General features: G+C 39.9%; 13 protein-coding genes. 5 read left to right on the top strand and 8 right to left on the bottom strand.

Annotated elements, in window-relative coordinates; translation table 11 throughout:
• Position 1: 1 nt before the first annotated feature.
• Positions 2 to 1,027 carry a DNA polymerase III subunit delta gene (gene holA, locus EZ444_RS11555; protein WP_131608929.1) on the bottom strand — a complete coding sequence of 342 codons (1,026 nt, stop codon included), beginning with the start codon at positions 1,025 to 1,027 and terminating at the stop codon, positions 2 to 4.
• Positions 1,028 to 1,091: 64 nt separating this feature from the next.
• On the opposite strand from holA, the gene EZ444_RS11560 reads away from it, so the two are divergent.
• Genes EZ444_RS11560 through EZ444_RS11570 form a run of 3 tightly spaced genes read left to right on the top strand, consistent with a single transcriptional unit; the run spans position 1,092 to position 2,582 of the window.
• Entirely contained in the window at positions 1,092 to 1,703 is a 612-nt protein-coding gene (locus EZ444_RS11560) for an RDD family protein (RefSeq protein WP_131608931.1), read from the top strand.
• Between the two features lie 12 nt (positions 1,704 to 1,715).
• The gene (locus tag EZ444_RS27395; protein ID WP_205945259.1) at positions 1,716 to 2,111 is read left to right on the top strand and encodes a zinc ribbon domain-containing protein; all 396 of its coding nucleotides are present in this window, start codon (positions 1,716 to 1,718) and stop codon (positions 2,109 to 2,111) included.
• 9 nt (positions 2,112 to 2,120) lie between these two features.
• Complete coding sequence (locus tag EZ444_RS11570; RefSeq protein WP_131608933.1) at positions 2,121 to 2,582, top strand: type I restriction enzyme HsdR N-terminal domain-containing protein; 462 nt, start codon at positions 2,121 to 2,123, stop codon at positions 2,580 to 2,582.
• A 318-nt stretch (positions 2,583 to 2,900) separates the two neighbouring features.
• Here the strand turns inward: EZ444_RS11570 and EZ444_RS11575 are convergent, their stop codons facing one another.
• Genes EZ444_RS11575 through EZ444_RS11585 form a run of 3 tightly spaced genes read right to left on the bottom strand, consistent with a single transcriptional unit; the run spans position 2,901 to position 8,593 of the window.
• A complete protein-coding gene (locus EZ444_RS11575; RefSeq protein ID WP_131608935.1) occupies positions 2,901 to 4,286 on the bottom strand; it encodes an efflux transporter outer membrane subunit in 1,386 nt (461 codons plus the stop codon).
• 20 nt (positions 4,287 to 4,306) lie between these two features.
• Entirely contained in the window at positions 4,307 to 7,441 is a 3,135-nt protein-coding gene (locus EZ444_RS11580) for an efflux RND transporter permease subunit (protein WP_131608937.1), read from the bottom strand.
• A 30-nt stretch (positions 7,442 to 7,471) separates the two neighbouring features.
• Positions 7,472 to 8,593 carry an efflux RND transporter periplasmic adaptor subunit gene (locus EZ444_RS11585; protein ID WP_225874701.1) on the bottom strand — a complete coding sequence of 374 codons (1,122 nt, stop codon included), beginning with the start codon at positions 8,591 to 8,593 and terminating at the stop codon, positions 7,472 to 7,474.
• A gap of 352 nt (positions 8,594 to 8,945) precedes the next feature.
• Between EZ444_RS11585 and EZ444_RS11590 the strand changes: the two genes are divergently transcribed.
• Positions 8,946 to 9,536 (top strand): helix-turn-helix transcriptional regulator, encoded by a 591-nt coding sequence (locus tag EZ444_RS11590; protein WP_225874702.1) that lies wholly within the window; start codon positions 8,946 to 8,948, stop codon positions 9,534 to 9,536.
• A gap of 119 nt (positions 9,537 to 9,655) precedes the next feature.
• Here the strand turns inward: EZ444_RS11590 and EZ444_RS11595 are convergent, their stop codons facing one another.
• The 3 genes from EZ444_RS11595 to EZ444_RS11605 are packed head-to-tail and all read right to left on the bottom strand — an operon-like array spanning position 9,656 to position 14,587.
• Positions 9,656 to 11,932 carry an FAD-dependent oxidoreductase gene (locus tag EZ444_RS11595; RefSeq protein WP_131608941.1) on the bottom strand — a complete coding sequence of 759 codons (2,277 nt, stop codon included), beginning with the start codon at positions 11,930 to 11,932 and terminating at the stop codon, positions 9,656 to 9,658.
• Positions 11,933 to 11,974: 42 nt separating this feature from the next.
• Entirely contained in the window at positions 11,975 to 13,657 is a 1,683-nt protein-coding gene (locus EZ444_RS11600; RefSeq protein ID WP_131608943.1) for a sodium:solute symporter family transporter, read from the bottom strand.
• 9 nt (positions 13,658 to 13,666) lie between these two features.
• Entirely contained in the window at positions 13,667 to 14,587 is a 921-nt protein-coding gene (locus EZ444_RS11605; protein WP_131608945.1) for a DUF4886 domain-containing protein, read from the bottom strand.
• A 405-nt stretch (positions 14,588 to 14,992) separates the two neighbouring features.
• Between EZ444_RS11605 and EZ444_RS11610 the strand changes: the two genes are divergently transcribed.
• Positions 14,993 to 16,042: a GntR family transcriptional regulator gene (locus EZ444_RS11610; protein WP_131608947.1), complete on the top strand. Its 1,050-nt coding sequence runs from the start codon at positions 14,993 to 14,995 to the stop codon at positions 16,040 to 16,042.
• Positions 16,043 to 16,327: 285 nt separating this feature from the next.
• Here EZ444_RS11610 and EZ444_RS11615 read toward each other — a convergent pair whose 3' ends face one another.
• Positions 16,328 to 18,991 (bottom strand): valine--tRNA ligase, encoded by a 2,664-nt coding sequence (locus EZ444_RS11615; protein WP_131608949.1) that lies wholly within the window; start codon positions 18,989 to 18,991, stop codon positions 16,328 to 16,330.
• Positions 18,992 to 19,101: the final 110 nt, after the last annotated feature.

Raw genomic sequence — 19,101 nt, forward strand, 5'->3', positions numbered from 1 at the left:
CCTAATGTAGGATTTTAAACAACATTTCTTTCAATAACTCCCCATCAGTAGTGTTCCCGGTACTATCTACGCCTTTACTTTTCAAATCATATTCCCGCATCAGGCTTATAATATCAAAAGTTTTGGGTAAGCTGTAACTACGTGCAGCTGTTTCGAAATCTTTGACAAAGAATGGGTTTACCCCCAACTCTTTTGCAGCATCACCTTTATTGGGTAAATAGTGATATTTCAATATTTTGGTGAAATAGGAATTCAGATTGGCCATGACCATCACCATAGGGTTGGCCTTCGGATTATCAGCAAAATAATTGATGATCTGATTGCATTTCAAGACATTCTTTACCGCTAATGCTTTTTGCAACTCAAACACATTATACTCTTTACTGATACCAATATTTCGTTGTACAATATCTGTATCAATAGTAGTTTCTTTACTAATATTTAACAGCAGTTTCTCTACTTCATTGGCAATTTTAGAAAGATCGGCTCCCAGGTATTCCGCCATCAAGGCCGATGCCTGTGGAGCTATTTTATACCCCTTCTCCTTTACCAGCTCGTCAATCCATTGCGCAAGTTTGTAATCGCGCACCAAGTCTGACTGAAAAACCACCCCATTCTTGTCAATCGCTTTATAGATCTTTTTGCGCTTATCAAAATTGGCATATTTATACCCCAGCACCAGGATGGTACTAGGCAAAGGCTTTTCGAAATAGTTCAATACAAATTCAGCAGTTTTACTATTGCCTTCCGTCTCTTTGGCCCATTTCAAATCCTGTGCTTCTTTCACTACGACCAGCTGGTAGTCGGACATCATCGGATAGCGCTTAGCGGCATTCATTACCGTAGCCATGTCTGTATCTTTTCCATACAGAACGGTTTGGTTAAAGCCCTTCTCCATATCATTCAGAATATGCTCTTCCATATAATGGATGATCTGATCTATGTAATAAGGTTCTTCACCATGTAACAGGTAAACAGGCTTAAACTTTCTGGCTTTGATGTCTTTTATTATGTCGGCAGCACTCATATAATGCTGTAAACTTAGATAAAAAATTTGTCTACTTTTGCACAATTATCATTTATACCTACCTATGAATAATTTATGTCCAATATGTAAAACCAGCTACCCATCAGATGTAAAGTTTTGTGTCAATGATGGCGCCAGGCTTATAGCGACCGACAGTTCTGCGGAACAAACTGAACCTCAACTTCACAATCCTTTTGAACGTCAGCCGCAAATTGGCCAATCTTATTACAAAGCCTCCATTGGCAATAGATTCGTAGCGGCTTTGTTAGATGGCTTAATTTTTCTTGCACTGATGATACCGGCAGCAGTGATTTTCGTGTTTGCTTTTATTGCTGCATACGGAAATAAGGAAGAAGAGGCTGCCGCATTTTGTATTGTTGGCATATTACTATTCCTAATTCCACTAGCCTTCCAAATGTTTAAAGATGGTTTCGGAACGGGACAGAGTCCAGGCAAAAAAGCCATGAAACTAATGGTCATTGACCTCGAAACCAATATGCCATGTACCAAGCAGAAATCATTCTTAAGAAATATCATTATGCTATTGATGGGTATCGTTCCAATTGTTGGCGGATTTATAGAGCCAATTATGGTATTAGCAACTAACGATGGTAGAAGACTGGGCGACCGTGCAGCAAGTACAATGGTTATCGACAAAAGTGATTATTTCAACTAAAAACCGCTCCTTATGAATTGTATAAGATGTAATGCCCCCAATGCTCCGGAAGCAAAATTCTGCAAAAACTGTGGCACAACCATGATTACCCCAGAGATGCAGACAAAAACCGATCATCAAACCATCAAAGCACTGTTGATCATTATTGGAGTAGATTACCTGCTTTCTGCGGTCATGTTCCTGATTCAAAAAGCTACCCCACTTGTATCCCACAATGATGGAGACTTTGCTCGAATTGACTTGGTTTATAAAGTATATGGTTGGACATCAGACATTGTGACTTTAGCCGTAATGCTATTCTTCCTGGCCACCATTAAAAACCAGACTGTTAAAACAGCCCTAATAGCATTCATCGTGTTAAGATTTATATTTATGCTTGGCTATCGTGTTTTTCCTTTCTTCCTGTAATAAAAACTAATGTCATTTATACCTACTCCACTTAATCTACCAGAGTATCCTTTTAGAATTACCCGTAAGGATACCCAGTATTTTATATTTGATGAAATTAGGAAAAAACACCTGGTATTAACACCCGAGGAATGGGTAAGACAGCATTTTATCCAATTCCTGATTTTTGTTAAGAAATTCCCAAGATCCCTGATCCAAATTGAAGGGGGATTGACACTCAATAAGCTTCAAAAAAGAACCGACATCGTTATTTTCAACAATCTCGGCGAAAGAGTAATGGTGATCGAATGTAAAGCTCCGGCTGTAAAAATCACACAGTCTGTATTTGACCAGGCTGCCCGCTATAATTCGGTGCATAAAACCAAATGGTTGGTTGTAACAAATGGCTTAAGACATTGCTATGCGATTATAGATCATCAAAGTTCGCAGTTTGCTTTTATTGAGGAGCTGCCGGATTATCAACTGCTTTAATAGTCAAAATCAAAATTAGCCATTCTGTTCAGAGTATGGAACTGCGAAGCACTCTTGAGGACACAGTCCAATAAGTACTCCCGAAAAATCTTTTGCCTGAAGAAGGCAAAAGTTCCTAGGTCTCTTCACAGAAGGCAAATTTTGTCTGACCAGCATGATGCTTATCCTGCTGGTCAGACAAAACTATCCTAACACACCTGTTCTTCTATAAAACTGTCCTAACACACCTGCTTAAAAGAAAATTTAGTTTCTCGGAAAAGGCCTCAGCGTTCTTGGAGCTTCTTCAGCGACAAGTAATGCAGCCTTAGAGGAGAACGCTTAATTTTCACCTTCACCTCCCCCTCCAAGCGCCCTATACAACCCAATCACTGCCTGCCACTGTTGCAATTTATCGTCAACACCTTCTAACTGTGCCGACAATAGATTCTGCTCAGAAGTAAGTACATCAGTATAATTGGTGGCAGAGCTATAACGTAGCAGCTTCTTTGTAAAATCAACCGATTTTTCCAATGCAGCCAGTTGCTTTACTCTGATCCGTTCTTGTTCAACAGCAGTTTGGTAAGCGTACAAAGCATTAGAAACTTCCTCCCCTGCTTTTAACAGGGATCCTTGAAATGCTAGTGCCGCTTCTTGTTGAGCCGCCTTTGCAGTAATTAACCTGGCTTTATTTGCACCTTTATTAAAAATGGGCTGTGCAATTCCAGCTGCTATATTACCAAATAGACCATCTGGAGTTAACCAATCTTTTAAACTAAAGCTCGTAAAGCCCCCAGATGCAGTTAGCGTAACAGAAGGATAAAACAGCTTACGCGCTACATTTGTATTTTCAAAAGCAGCCATAAAAGCATATTCTGCCTGTTTTACATCGGGCCTATTTTGCAATAATTGTACAGGCAAGCCAACTTTAAGATCAACCAACAGCTTTTGATCATTTAACGACGCTCGGTTCACCGTAGTGGAAGGCTTCGCCAATAGCAGACTTAAAGCGTTTTCGGTTTCTCTAATTTGTCTCTTCAATCGTGGGATCACAACTTCAGCAGCATATTGACTGGCTTCACTCTGCACCTCAGCCGCTCCGGTTACTACATTCGCTGCTTTTAAAGACTTCATGGTTCGCACGTCTGTTTTTCTGTTATTTACAGTTTGTTCTAAGATCAGCAGTTGCTGATCCAATGCCAATAAAGTAAAATAACGATTACTGATATCTGCAATTAGCTGAGTTTTCACAGCCTTACATACCTCTTCGCTTTGTAGTAGGCTCGCCAAGGCAGCTTTTTTAGCACGCTTTAACTTACCCCAAATATCAGCTTCCCATGTTGAGGTTAAGCCCACATCATATTGGGTAGAGGAATTAATAATTCCAAACCCCTGTGGGAAGGCCAACTTGGACTGTTTAATGCTGGCATTACCATTTAAGTCGGGCAAAAAGGCACTCTTGCTCTGCTGAAAGCTAGCGCGTGCAGCAATGATACGTTGGTATGCCATTTTCAGATCTATATTTTGCTGCAATCCTTCTGTAATCAAGCCATTTAAAATTGGATCAGCAAACAACTTATTCCAGTGCATCGAAGCGATATTAATGGTATCAACCGATTGATGGTCCCGGTACAGCTGTGTTGTATTTAAATCTGGTCTTTGGTACACCTTCGATATCTTGCAGGAAGCAAGCACAAGAAGTAGCATTAATCCTATGTATGATTTCATTTTTTGATTTTCTTTATTAACTATTCAATTTCATTGGTTTTTGTGGTACCTGAGATCTTTTCCTGTAAGGATTGAAAAACGACAAACAGTACAGGGATTACAAATACGCCAAATACGGTTCCGATTAACATCCCGCCTGCAGCAGCCGTTCCGATAGAACGATTACTGATAGCACCTGCGCCTGTTGCCAACATTAAAGGCAATAAGCCGAAAATAAAGGCAAAAGAAGTCATCAGAATTGGTCGCAATCTGGCCGTTGCACCTCCTATGGCAGATTGAACAAGACTTCTACCACTCAATCGGTGCATCAGTGCAAATTCAACAATCAGGATCGCATTTTTCGCCAATAGGCCGATCAACATAATCAAACTGATTTGTAAGAATATATTATTATCTAACCCAAATAAACGGGCAAACAAAAAGGCTCCGGCCAAACCGATCGGTAAGGATAACAGCACTGAGAAAGGCAAAATATAGCTCTTATACTGCGCGCTCAATAGGAAATAAATAAACAACAGACTTAGTATAAAAATCAATAAGGTCTGATTCCCGCTGGAAAGCTCTTCTAGCGTTAAACCAGAGAACTCAAAAGTATACCCTTGTGGTAAAGTTTCTGCGGCAACTTCCTGGATAGCCTTGATCGCATCACCCGAACTGTATCCCGGCTTTGGCGCACCATTTACGGCACCCGCAGTAAACAGGTTAAAACGGTTAATGAATTCAGGTCCATAAGTTTTCTTCAGGGTGATAAATCCAGAAATCGGAGCCATTACTCCTTGATCATTCCTAACAAATATTTTGCTTAATGCTTCTTTATTACTTCTTTGCGATGCCTCAGCCTGAATCATCACTTTGTATTGCTTACCAAAACGATTAAAATCAGAAGCATAAATCCCACCCAGGTATCCCTGAAGTGTTTCCAATACCGTATTTACCGCAACTCCGGCTTCTTTACATTTGGCGACATTAACGCTTACTTCGTATTGTGGGAATCCAGTATTGTAGGAAGTTGCCGCGTACATAATTTCAGGACGCTGATTTAGTGTGCCCATAAATTTGCCAATTACGGCATCAAACGCTTTATAGCTTCCGCCAGTTTTATCCTGTAGCTGGAACTCAAAACCATCGTTGTTTCCAAATCCCTGTAAGGTTGGTGCTGCAAAAAAGATAATATTGGCACCTTTAATCTCAGCTGTCTTGGCAAACAACTGTCCAACGATGCTCTTAATATCCTGCCCCTTTTTTGTCCTTTCTTTCCATGGTTTCAAACGGATAAAAATTGCTGCATATGAGCTTCCTGTACCACTCATCAAGTCCATCCCCGCAAGTCTAGATGATAATTCCACTTCAGGAATAGACCGTGCAATACTGTCTATCTGATCGGCAATCAGCTCTGTACGCTCCAACGAAGTCGCCGGGGGAAGAATCACATTGCCATAAATAGAACCACTATCTTCATTAGGAACAAAACCCGTTGGCGTGGTTTTAACCAGAAACCAGAACAGCACAGCAAACAAGGCAATACCTGCAAATGCTAACCACTTTTTATTGATCAGAAAAATAACCGATTTTTTATACTTGCTGGTCATAGCCATAAATGAGGCATTAAATCCATCATAAAACCGCTGCATAAAACCCTTTTTAGGTTGATCATGGGCATTGTGCGGCTTAAGCAATAAGGCACATAAAGCCGGACTTAAAGTAAGGGCGTTTACTGCCGAAATGATAATCGCCACTGCCAACGTTAAACCGAACTGTTTGTAAAATACGCCTACAGACCCAGTTACAAAAGTTACGGGAACAAACACTGCTGCCATAATTAGGGTGATAGAAATAATGGCGCTGCTAATCTCGCTCATGGCATGCATGGTTGCTTTCTTGGCTGATTTTGCCCCCTGATCCAACTTAGCATGCACAGCTTCGACCACCACAATCGCATCATCGACCACAATACCTATGGCCAATACCAATGCAAATAGCGTAAGCAGGTTAATGGTAAATCCAAATAGCTTCAGGAAAAAGAAGGTACCAATAATCGCCACAGGTACCGCGATAGCTGGGATTAATGTAGAACGAAAATCCTGAAGAAAGATAAACACGACTATAAATACCAGTATAAACGCTTCGATAATGGTAAAGATCAGCTTAGAGATGGACGCATCCAGAAACTCGTTGGCATTGGCAAACACGCCTATCTTAATCCCTTTAGGAAAAGTCTTTTCCGCATCTTTTAGTATTTTCTCACACTGCTTGATGATTTCATGCGCATTAGAGCCTGAAGTCTGGCTAACCGCTACATATGGCGACTCATGTCCTTGAGCAGTTAAGGAGCTAGAATAGGTAAATGAGCCCAGATTAATATCTGCCACATCCTTTAATTTTAACACTTGTCCGCTACCTACCGATTTAAGAATGATGTTCTCAAACTCGGTAGCCTTCTCAAACCGACCAGTATATTTTAAGGTATACTGGAAACTTTGGTTGCTATTTTCACCAACCTTACCCGGTGCAGCTTCAATATTCTGTTCTGCCAGTGCACTTACGATATCACCCGGGATAAGACCATAGGCCACCATAGCATCAGGTTTTAACCAGATCCGCATACTGTAATCCTTACCACCATAAACTTGAGCATCTCCAATTCCTTGAATTCTTTTAATCTGAGGAATGATATTGATCTTCAAATAATTGTCGAGGAATTTCTGGTCGTATTTTCCATCTTCGCTATAAAGTAAAAAGCTAAACACTTCACTATTCAAACTTTTACTGGTGGTAATCCCCATCTTAATTACCTCTGCTGGTAATAGGCTGGTTGCTTTAGTGATCCTATTCTGCACGTTAATCGCAGCCATATCTGGATCTGTCCCCTGCTTAAAATTGATGGTGATACTGGCGCTGCCATCGTTACTGGCTTTGGAGGTCATATACGTCATATTCTCCACTCCATTAATTTGTTCTTCCAGTGGAATAATTACACTTTTCATCACTACATCCGCACTAGCCCCCTGATAAGCAGTGCTTACTTCAACTGCTGGTGGCGCAATATCAGGATATTGGGATATTGGTAGAGAGAACAGTCCTAACAACCCCAGTATGACAATGATCACCGATATTACAGTAGATAATACGGGATTGTCTATAAATTTCTTTAGCATGATTGTTTAATATTTTATATAAAATGTGCGCTATTTTTTAACTGTTGCAGGTTTAATCTTCGTCCCGTCTTTCAAACTTCCCATACCTTCCACTACCACCTGATCTCCCGCATTTAGGCCCTTCTTCACTACATAGAATTCTCCTGAAGGAATGTCCATGATCTCTATTTCAACAGGCTTTACCACTCCATCTTTATTTACCAGTACAGCCATCAGCTTTTCCTGCATTTCATAAGTAGCTTTGGCAGGAATAAGAACCGCATCCTTTGCCGACATAGGGATTCGAATGGTGGCACTTGCTCCACTTCTGATCACGCCATCTGCATTAGGAAAGCCGGCTCTTAAATTCACCGCACCGGTTTCTGTATTGATCAATCCGCCAATACTTTCCATACGTCCCTTTTCTTTATAAACCGTTCCATTGGCCAACAAAAGTGTAACCGCTGGAAAGTGTTTTAGCTTATCCCCCATACTTTTACCTGTAAAGCTGTCTGTGAAGTCTAAAAACTGTTTCTCATTAAAAGAGAAATAAGCAAAAACATGAGCGATGTTGGATACTGTAGTCAATGGCTGTGGCGAAGCGCTGCTAACCAAGCTTCCTGTTTTATAGGGTATAGCCCCAACTACACCATCGGCCGGGCTGTTAATCTGCGTATAACCTACATTGATACGTGCATTTGCAAGACTGGCTTTAGCTTGTGCAAGCGCAGCCTCTTTAGCGTGTAAATTAAAGTTCGCCGATTTCAATTCGTAATCACTTACTATACCTTCTTTTACAAGCGGTAAAGTTTTTTCGACTTGCATTTTTGCGGTATTCACTTCCGCCACCGCATTTTTGATCGCTGCATCAGCAGTTCTTACTTCCTGCTCGTATTGCGGTGCATTGATCCTAAACAAAGGCTGTCCTTTTTTCACTGAAGCCCCTTCATCCACAAAAATCTGTGCGACAAAGCCGTCTACTTTGGGGCGGATCTCTATATTTTGCTGTCCCTGAATAGTAGCTGGATATTCGGTATTTATAATGGCCTCCCGACGTTCGATCGTCATTACAGGGTATTCCTGAATGGTTTCTACCTGCGCTGTTTGCTGCTCAGGTCCACATGCCTGTAAAAAAAGCAGTGTGATTAATAATGGTAATTGTATTGATTTCATAATGACAGTATTTGTATAATGTATTGGTAAAAAAATAGCCATAACAATCCCTTACTCCCGAAAAAATAAGATTTCAGGGCTTTGGCTGTATTTAAAAATGGTTAAGAATAGCTGCTAAAGGCCAGGTTAATATAGCGGTGGTCCGGTGTGTTGTAGATAAAGGAATTCCAGGTAATTAAAGTACATTGTTGTCTGCTTTAGATTTATTTATACAAATAATAAGAGATTACAATACCGTGCATGGAGAAATTATAATTCCTGATATTCTTATAAGTTCAGCAAAGTTAGTACTTTTGCTAATAAAACAACTAAACACTTGTTTTATTAGATTATGAAGACAAATCGTTTTTTAATGTTACTGAAGACCCGTGGCGCTTTAACTTCCGCAGCTATTTCTAAAGAACTGGGAATCACTAGCGAAGGAGCCAGACTTCAATTACTTAAGCTTACGGAAGAAGGTTTAATCCAATCTACGCATGAATCTAAGGGAGTTGGCAGACCCACCCAATACTTCAGTTTAACAGAGCTTGGCAACAAGGGTTTTCCGGATACGCACGCAGAACTTACGGTGAAATTGATTCAGCAAATTAAAGAAACCTTGGGAGAAGATGCGCTCCAAACGGTCATATCAGCTGGCGAGCAAAAAGCCAAGCAACGATACAGTCAACAATTGCAACAATCCACTACTTTAGAAGAAAGAATACAACAGCTCGTAAACATCCGTACAGTGGAAGGTTATATGGCTGAATACATCAAGGATGAAAAGGGCTATCTATTAATTGAAAACCATTGTCCCATTTGCGCAGCGGCACAAATTTGTCAGGGCTTTTGTACTTCGGAACTTAATACGTTTAAGTTTGTACTGGGAGAAGAGGTCAACATTACCAGAGTGAATCATATTATTGCGGGGGATAGGCGTTGCGCATATAGGATTCAAAATTAGCCATTCTGTTCAGAGTCTGGAATCTTTTGCCTGAAGAAGGCAAAAGTCCCTAGGCCTCTTCACAGAAGGCAAATTTTGTCGATAGCATGATGCTTAAATATCGTGCTTAAGTATGATGTTTAATGGCACCTTACTGAGAATAATGCTGCTGGTGTATTTTGAGATGGATGTGCCAGGTTTATAGTAATACTGTCGGTATACACTGCCTGATCGAGAACAATGGTGTTCTTGGTCTGATAATTATCCTTCTTGCTATATATAAGGTTTCCATTACCATCTTTAATCTCGTAATTTCTCACACAAAAAGGCATAACATTTTCCGGATGGCCCATCAGCACCGATTCCATCGGATGATCATAATCCGTATCAAAAAACAGTTCAATGGTGCTTATTTTTTGTTCCTTGTCCCATTTTAAGTTTAGGGATGGCTGAGCATCGGCTAATGTAGCAACCCATGCATTAGGTGCTGTCGTAGGTCGGTAAACTCCTGTTTTGATATTTTCGGCAGTGAATTTAGAAAGTCCTGGTTCTACCTGAATGGCTAGGTTATGTCCCTCTGGTCTGCGCTGTGGGCACCAAAACTCAAATTCGTCAACACCAATATCTTCCACTGGAGTTTGCTTGCCATAATTGGACACCGCTTTATTCACGAGGTTAAATACAGAAAGGACTCCAGTAATGCGATGTTCCGAATGATAGATTTTTACCGATGGATTTTTGTGTAATACCATAAACACATATGCATCTTCGGCTAATGCTGCAGAAAACTCAATACTTAAAGAGTTCTCGCCCGGTACAATCGTCAATACTTGCTGCTCGAGTACCACATCCGGTGTATAATTTCCAGATTTTCCGCTAATGCGTAGTTCGATATCAAGCGTGGTATCCACAGCCGATTCTACATGTAAAGTAACCTTAGGAACCTTACCTTTGTCCAAAGGAAGCATTTGTGCAACAGACACATCCAAGGTTTTCAGTATATCCAAAGGTAATTCAGTCAAAACATATTCACTAGATGCAGATATTTCAGCAGATTGTACAAGATCCTCTTGATCTGCCAATTCAAGTCCAGGAATATGCTGACCAGTTTTCAACAATTCCTTTTGCAGATCTTCCATCAGGTTTTTAGGCAATAAGTCGGCGGGGTTTGCTTTATGCTTATTGGCAATAAATGCAGCCATACCAACTGCCTGACCTACATGAGCTGCCGTAGCCATTACCCTGGTTGATGCAAATGCCACATGTGAAGCACTGATAATCCGTCCACCAAAGAAAAGATTCTTTATGTTTCTGCTATATAAGCAACGGTATGGGATTTGATAAATGCCTTTACTATGCCATTGATTACAGCCTGGTTTTTCACTAAACACACCATCAGCAGGGTGGAGATCTATAGACCAACCCCCAAATGCAACCGCATCTGTATGGGTATTTTGGGATACAATATCTTGCTGACGGAGCATATAATCTCCTTCAAATCGACGACTCTCTCGTTTCCCGGGAATCGTGCCTACCCATTCCAATGTCATCGTTTCCGCTTCAGGAAACTCACCTGAGTTTTTGATGTAATCCCATACTCCATACACTACTCTCCAAAGTTCCCACTTAATTTTTTCGGTATCATGTACAGTATCTAATCTTCCACCATATTCTAGCCACCATAATTTACAACCAAATTCCTTGGCATTAAAACTTTTAAAACGTGGAATTTCCTTCGTAATGTCTTTCAATGCAAAATCAGGTGCCACAAATTTTACGGGCTTACCTGTATCTTTACTATAGAAATAAAGACTGTGCCCCAATAGTTCGCCGTACTCAACACTTGGTGCAAATTTCTCACCAAATTCCTCTTTACTTTCGGCGCCCATCCTAAAGGCTGCTCCAGCTAAAAAGCCAACAATTCCGTCTCCAGATGCATCGCAAAACAAAGGTGCGTCAATGATATATTCAATTGAATTTTGACTACAAAATGCTTTTACAGATGAAATAGTATCCTTATCTGATTTATGAACCTCATAAACAACTGTATTCAACAAAAGTGTAATATTGGGCTCAGCAGCTATTTTATCTAGTAATATGGTATCAAAAATCAAAGCATTACCTTCTTTATTCCGATAGGTATTCTCTACCAGGATTTCATCAACAACCCCACCTTCCCTACTCCAGCGGTTATTATTCCCCATGTGTGAAGTAGCGCCAAGGATCCATAATCTCACTTCGCTGGATGAGTTACCACCTAAAACGGGGCGATCTTGCACAAGAACAACTTTGAGGCCTTTACGCGCGGCAGTAATTGCGGTACAAACGCCAGACAATCCACCTCCAACAACTAAAAACGCGGTACTTAATTTTTCAGACACCAAGCTACGGGCATCTGTTCCTTCTGATTTTATCATAGTAAATGTTTGGGTGACCCCAGTAATGTTATATATCTTCTATTAAATTTTCTTCTTAAAACTTGCACTTAGCGGAATCCAAGAACTCAGTAAAATTAGGGTCGCAATAACGGCCACCATAGTCGTTCCTTTAGTGGTAAAAGCACAAAGAATGTACAGCAGCAAGGCGATAAAAGCCAATGAAAATGCGATGACTTGTAAACCGAACTTATTTTGTCTTTTAATCTCTGCCACTTCTTCTTCGTCAACTTCTGGCACATTTGCAGCACGAAAGGCTTTGAGCTCCTGTAATTGCAAATACTCCGCACTTATTTTCCCTTTGTATGCGGCATACAGTTCATAAATTACTAACAGGATAAAAGGGAGCAACACACCAAGTAGCATTTCACTTGCACGGCTGAGTTTATAGTCAAGCACAAGTGGCAATACGATTTTGAAGCATAAATTAACGGCTAGACTGACCATGGTAATCGTAATAGTTGCTTTACCTGTAATGCGTTTAGAAAACAACGCCCATATTGGTGGAGCCAATAACGGTCCGCCTGTAATGGCGCCTACACTTAATGTAAACTCGACAATTCCACCTATATAGGGTACGATTAATGCGATTACAATCATACCAAAACCAAAGCACCATGATGAGGTACGGGCAATCTTCATCAGCTTTTCATCCGATGCCTGCGGGTTTATTGTTCCTTTATAAATGTCATTTGTAAAAACTGCAGACACCACATTTAAAGCTGTATTTGCTGATGCCGAAGTTGAGAAATACATCCCTGTCAGGATCAAGCCCATCAATCCTGCTGGCAGCACTTGCTTGCATACCATTAAATAAGCATTTTCTGTTTCTAAACCTGTTAGACCCGGATTAATAGTTTGGTAAATCATTGGGGGTAGCATCCACAATACCGGACTTACAATGTATAATCCAGCAAATAGAAATGCCACTTTAGATGCGGACTTTGGGGTATCAACACTCGTATAACGCTGCACAAAAGTCCAGTTCCCACCGATATAAAAGATATGGTAAAGTGCAAAAGCACCGATAAAGCCCCAGGTATACTCCCCATTAACGACGTTAAAGAAATCATCGGGTACTTTAGTCAAAAATGTTTGTACGCCTCCAGCTTCTGTAAAGGCTAAAGGAATGATCAAAAGAACGGCTGCTGTGAGTATTACAAATTGTAAAATATCAGTCACCATAACTGCCCATAAACCACCCACTGCGGTATAAGCAATCATAAGTATGCCTAAAATGAGGGTAACAGGTACCAATGGAAACTCCAAAGATGAGCCCACCAACTTAGCTACCGAATACAATACTGATCCTTTGATAAATAGCGAGACCAGCATGAAAATATAAATAAAGCTTTTTTGTACGTGTGCACCCAATCTGTCTTTTATAAATTCGGCTGCCGTCAGGCTTCCCGTTGCCTTCCACTTTGGCGCAATGTATAAGCCTGTTATTAATCCTCCAATACACATGGTCCATTGAATAGTAACGGCCACCCAGCCGTATTTATAGGCAATAGATCCCCATGCTACAAAAGTACCTGCAGAGAAAAAACTCATGAAAAGGGATAAGCCACCGATAAACCAGGGCACCGCCTCACCACCCGCGAAGAATGATTTCAGGTTTCTCCCCGTTCTGGAAAACAGCAAACCTATAATCATAATAAACACTGAAAAAACGACGATAACCGAGGTATCTATTATTGAATTCATGCGAATGGTTTATTTACTTGTGTTTAAATTTTTAATTGTTTTTTCTGCTACTGTTTTTAAATAGACAGCAAAATCCGCTGGAACATTTTTAGGCACATACTCAATTTTTGACGGAGATTCGTTAAATAAGATTGCATACCAAATTAATCCCCCCAGGTATCTTCCTGCTTCATTGGCATGATTTGGGTCAAATACAATTTTCTTATCTTTCCAGTAATAACCCATGTTAATAGAATTTTCTTGGTTAGGAAGGTTGGGATACACCGGATTTTCATAATCAAAAGCAGGATCCTTTTTAAAACCAAAAACCTTATCTGATGCTACGGCATAAAAGGCATCCCCAACAGGCATAATTTTCGCATTCAACTGTTTGGCCAGGGCATGATAAGCCGCCCTTGATTTCTCCCACATTTCAGTCTGATTTTTAGCCAGCTGATTTGGCGCCACTCGACCAAATTTTAAAGCATCACTTCTATAGGCCCAGGTTTGATGGATAATAATCCTGGCATTTGGTTGAATCTTTTTAATGTAATCGTATAGTTTTTGAGCATAGGGATTGTAGCTTTCCTTATCCGCGGATAGATAAGAAGCCTGTTGAAGCGTAACCACATCCCAGGTACCCGCCGATAAAAGCATACGCAAGGACTTATTACCTTTATAAGGCTTCCCTTTAGGATCTTCAGGATTGGCTTCTGCGGCCTCCACGTATCCCCAATGCTGCTCTAAAGAATGACCGGCTAATTCTGCTCTGCCTACAATGAGTTCTGTGCCCTTTTCCTTTGCAAAATTGGATAAATACGCCGACGCATTTTGAGAAAAACTATTGCCAATAATAAATAGCCTTAAACTTTTAGGACTGGTTTGCCCGAACGATAAACCAGTGATTAGGCTTAAAAGAAGAAGTAAAACGGAGGTTTTAATGTATTTCATTTGTTAGTGTTTTTATATTTCATACTATAATTGCTTTCTGTAGATCAGTTTATCAATGCCCCTCTGATTAGGATTTGAATCTGAACAGGTAGTGCGGGAATATATAAGTATGTAATGCCCGATTTTTTGGATGATAACACATCGCTCATATTTGGTTTGGTCTGGTTTGGTTTAACAGTCATAACAAAAATATAAATTAATCTTAGTTTTCAAACATTATTTATCTTTTATTATCACAACATCCCTGTCAAGAAACAGAATTCAAAAACTAAGCAATTAAAATTCAGTAATTTAACAAACAAAAATCTTCAATAAAAATATTCAACACCCGAGATTGGTTTGGTTTGGTATGGATTGTGTTTTCTCAAAAATATCAGTTAGTTTTGCAACGCAACAAAAAAATATATGCCTCAAAATTCAAAATCTAAAATTGAAAAACAAAGTATAGAGACCGATTCCCCCCCTGTTTCTACACATAGAATGAAGTATTTGCAGTTAGCAGAATATATTAACCATCTCATTGAAATAGACGAACTCAAAATTAACGACAGACTCCCTTCTTTAAATCAATTAATTGAAAAATTAAAAATCAGTAAGGAAACTGCGTTAAAAGGCCTCAGTCATTTATCTGAAAAAGGGATTATTGAAGCCGAATACCGAAAAGGCTATTATGTAAAGAAAAAGGCCCAATATCAGCCCTATCGAATATGTCTGATCCTTGATAAAATGAATGTCTTAAGAGATCGGGTATACCAGTCTTTTTTAGAAAAGATTAAAGGTCAGGCAGATGTAGACGTATATTTTCATCATCATAATTTTAAGGTATTCGAAAAACTTGTGGATGAGAATTTACCCAATTACACTCATTTTGTAATCACAACATTCTTACAAGGCAACACTACCGAAGTGCTCAATCGCATTCCCTCACAAAAAAGAATCATACTGGATTATGAAGAGAAAAATCTAACCGGAGATTACACCTGCATTTATCAGGATTATAAAACAGATATTCAGGAATCGCTGACGGAACTCCTTCCGCAGCTAGAGAAATACTCGAGATTAGTTTTAATTGCACCATTAGAAGCATTTCATGCCAAAGAGGTAATAAATGGATTTGAGACTTTCTGTAAGTTAACTCGTAAAAAACATATCATTTACAACACCGTGGATGAACCAAACTGTAAAAATGGCGACGCTTACATCACATTCAGCAGATATGATCAGGATGATATTTCCATTATTAAGCTGGCACGTAAAAATCAATGGACACTAGGAAAAGATATCGGTCTGATTTCTTACAATGATACGGCGGTAAAAGAAATATTGGAAAACGGAATTACTGTAATCAGTACAGATTTCAACAAAATGGGAGAAGAAGCAGCTAAAGCTATTCTGACAGGAACCACGGTTGCAATGCGAGATCCCGCAAAAGTGATCTTAAGGAATTCTCTGTAACGCTCAAAATAAAGGCAAAATAAACCGTTCTATTCTAAGGCTGGCATCTTTTGCTGAAGGGCAAAAGCGCCTGAGGCCTTTTCATAGAAGGTATATTTTGTTTTAAAATACTGCATAAAAAAAAGCATGATGCCTATAGACATCATGCTTTTTTTTATTTTCATTGCTTTGCTTGAAATAAAATATACCTTCTCAGACAAGACCTAGGCGCTCTTTGCTCCCCTTCAGGAGCCGAAGAGATGCCAGACTTGGAGGAGAATGGTTTATTTTACCTTTATTTTTCACTTAACTCAAAGCAGCCAAGCTCTCTTCAATAATTTTGATTTTCCCTTCAGCGTCAGCCTGTTTGTTTCTTTCGTTTTGGATAATTTCAGGCTTGGCATTCTGCACAAAGCGCTCATTGTTCAACTTAGCGTTAACAGACTTCAAGAAACCTTGCAGGTAAACAAGCTCCTCGTTTAAGCGGGCTATTTCTACATCAGCATCAATAGCTTCATTCAAATGAATAAAGAACTCATCGTTACCTACCATGAAACTTACAGCTCCTGGGATTTTATCATTTACAAACTCAACCTGGTTGATATTAACCAATTTGAAAACGATATTTAACCACTTTTCGTAGTCAAGTGTAGAGTTTACTTTAACAGCCAAAGGCAAAGCCTCTTTTGGAGAGATTTGCTTGGTATTTCTTACGTTTCTAATCTCCCCTACTAAAGTTTTAATCACTTCTACTTCTTTAAGTAAAGTTGCATCAGCACTTCCAACTACAGGATAGTTTGCCACAATACAACATTCCATTTCCCCTCTTTCGCCAAACAGCTCATCATGCCACAATTCTTCTGTTAGGAAAGGCATAAATGGATGCAATAAGGTTAATATCTTTTCGAAGAAGCCTGCAGTTGCTTTTAGCGTATCCGCATCAACAGGCTGCTGATAAGCTGGCTTAACCATTTCCAGGTACCAGGCACAGAAATCATCCCATACCAGCTTGTAAGTCGCCATTAAAGCTTCAGATAAACGGTATTGCTTAAAGTTATCTTCTATTTCAGCAAGCGCTTCATTAAAGCGGTTCTCAAACCACAATATGGCCTGCTTATTTGGATTTTCTAGATTAGCATCTACTTCCCATCCTTTTACCAGGCGGAATGCATTCCATATTTTGTTGGCGAAATTACGTCCTTGCTCACAGTAGCTTTCATCAAACATCAAGTCGTTTCCAGCAGGAGAGCACAACAACATCCCTACCCTCACACCATCAGCACCATACTTTTCAATCAACCCAATTGGATCAGGAGAGTTACCTAAGGACTTAGACATCTTACGTCCAAGCTTATCTCTTACGATACCAGTTAAGTATACATTGGTAAATGGCTTCTGACCTCTAAACTCATGCCCTGCCATGATCATCCTTGCAACCCAGAAGAATAAAATCTCTGGTGCAGTAACTAAATCATTCGTTGGGTAATAATAATTGATATCTGGATTATCAGGATTTTTAAAACCATCAAATACAGATATTGGCCATAGCCAAGAGGAGAACCAGGTATCCATCACATCAGGATCCTGTTTTACAAATGGCGCAAGCTGGCTTTTGCAACCTGCAGCTTCTTCAGCAGTAAAGTTTCCATCAGGATCTTTAAGCTTCAAGAGCTCAACCAAAGCTTCGTCCTTAGTTTTAGCAACAACCCAATTACCTTGATTGTCGTACCAAGCTGGAATTTGCTGTCCCCACCAAAGTTGGCGACTGATATTCCAATCACGAACATTCTCCATCCAATGACGGTAGGTATTTACAAACTTTTCAGGGATTAGCTTTACATCGCCATTTAAAACATCCTCTAAAGCAGGTTTAGCCATCTGGTCCATTTTGCAGAACCATTGCATAGACAGTTTAGGCTCAATAGCCGCATCCGTACGCTCAGAAAAACCAACCTGAGATTTATAATCTTCAACCTTTTCTAAATGACTTGCTTCGTCTAATAGCTTAGCAATCTTTTTTCTAGCGATAAAACGATCCTCGCCAACTAAAATAACGGCAAGCTCATTCAGCGTACCATCGTCATTTAAAATATCTATAACTGGCAGTTTATGCTTTAAACCCAATTCATAATCGTTAAGATCATGTGCCGGTGTAACTTTTAGACATCCAGTACCAAAATCCATAGTTACGTATTCGTCCTCAATAATCGGAATTTCACGATTGATTAAAGGAACAAATACCTTTTTACCTTTCAGGTGTGTATAGCGTTCGTCATTTGGATTGATACAAATTGCCGCATCAGCCATGATGGTTTCCGGACGTGTAGTGGCAATAGTAACAAAGTCATCACTTCCTAAAACAGTATATTTGATGTAATATAATTTCTGGTTTACTTCCTTACGGATTACTTCTTCATCAGAAACAGAAGTTTTACCTGCCGGATCCCAGTTCACCATACGGATACCTCTATAAATCCAGCCTTTTTTATATAAGTGGATAAAGCTGTCAATAACCGCATCAGACAAATCATCTTCCATGGTAAAGCGCGTACGGTCCCAGTCGCAACTTGCTCCTAGTTTTTTCAACTGATCCAGAATAATACCACCGTATTTCTCTTTCCACTCCCAGGCGTACTTCAAAAACTCTTCGCGGCTAATATCCGCTTTATTGATTCCTCTTTCTTTAAGCATGGCTACTACCTTAGCTTCTGTAGCAATAGAAGCGTGGTCAGTACCCGGTACCCAGCAAGCATTTTTACCCTGCATACGAGCTTTACGGATCAATACATCCTGAATGGTATTGTTCAGCATATGGCCCATGTGCAAGACCCCAGTGACATTTGGTGGCGGGATTACAATTGTATAAGGCTCACGCTCATCTGGCTCAGAGTGAAAAAACTTCTTCGAAAGCCAGTAACTATACCATTTATCTTCTGTCGATGCCGGATCGTATTTTGTAGAAATGCTCATTATTTTGAAAGTATCAGATTTTGAAGGCGTAAAATTAAGGAAAAAAATACAGATGCTGTTCGCTTCCTCAAATCTTTTGCTGAAGGGCAAAATCTTTGCATGTCAGCTCA

This window comes from Pedobacter hiemivivus, from assembly GCF_004331685.1.
In the GTDB taxonomy this organism is placed as follows: domain Bacteria; phylum Bacteroidota; class Bacteroidia; order Sphingobacteriales; family Sphingobacteriaceae; genus Pedobacter; species Pedobacter hiemivivus.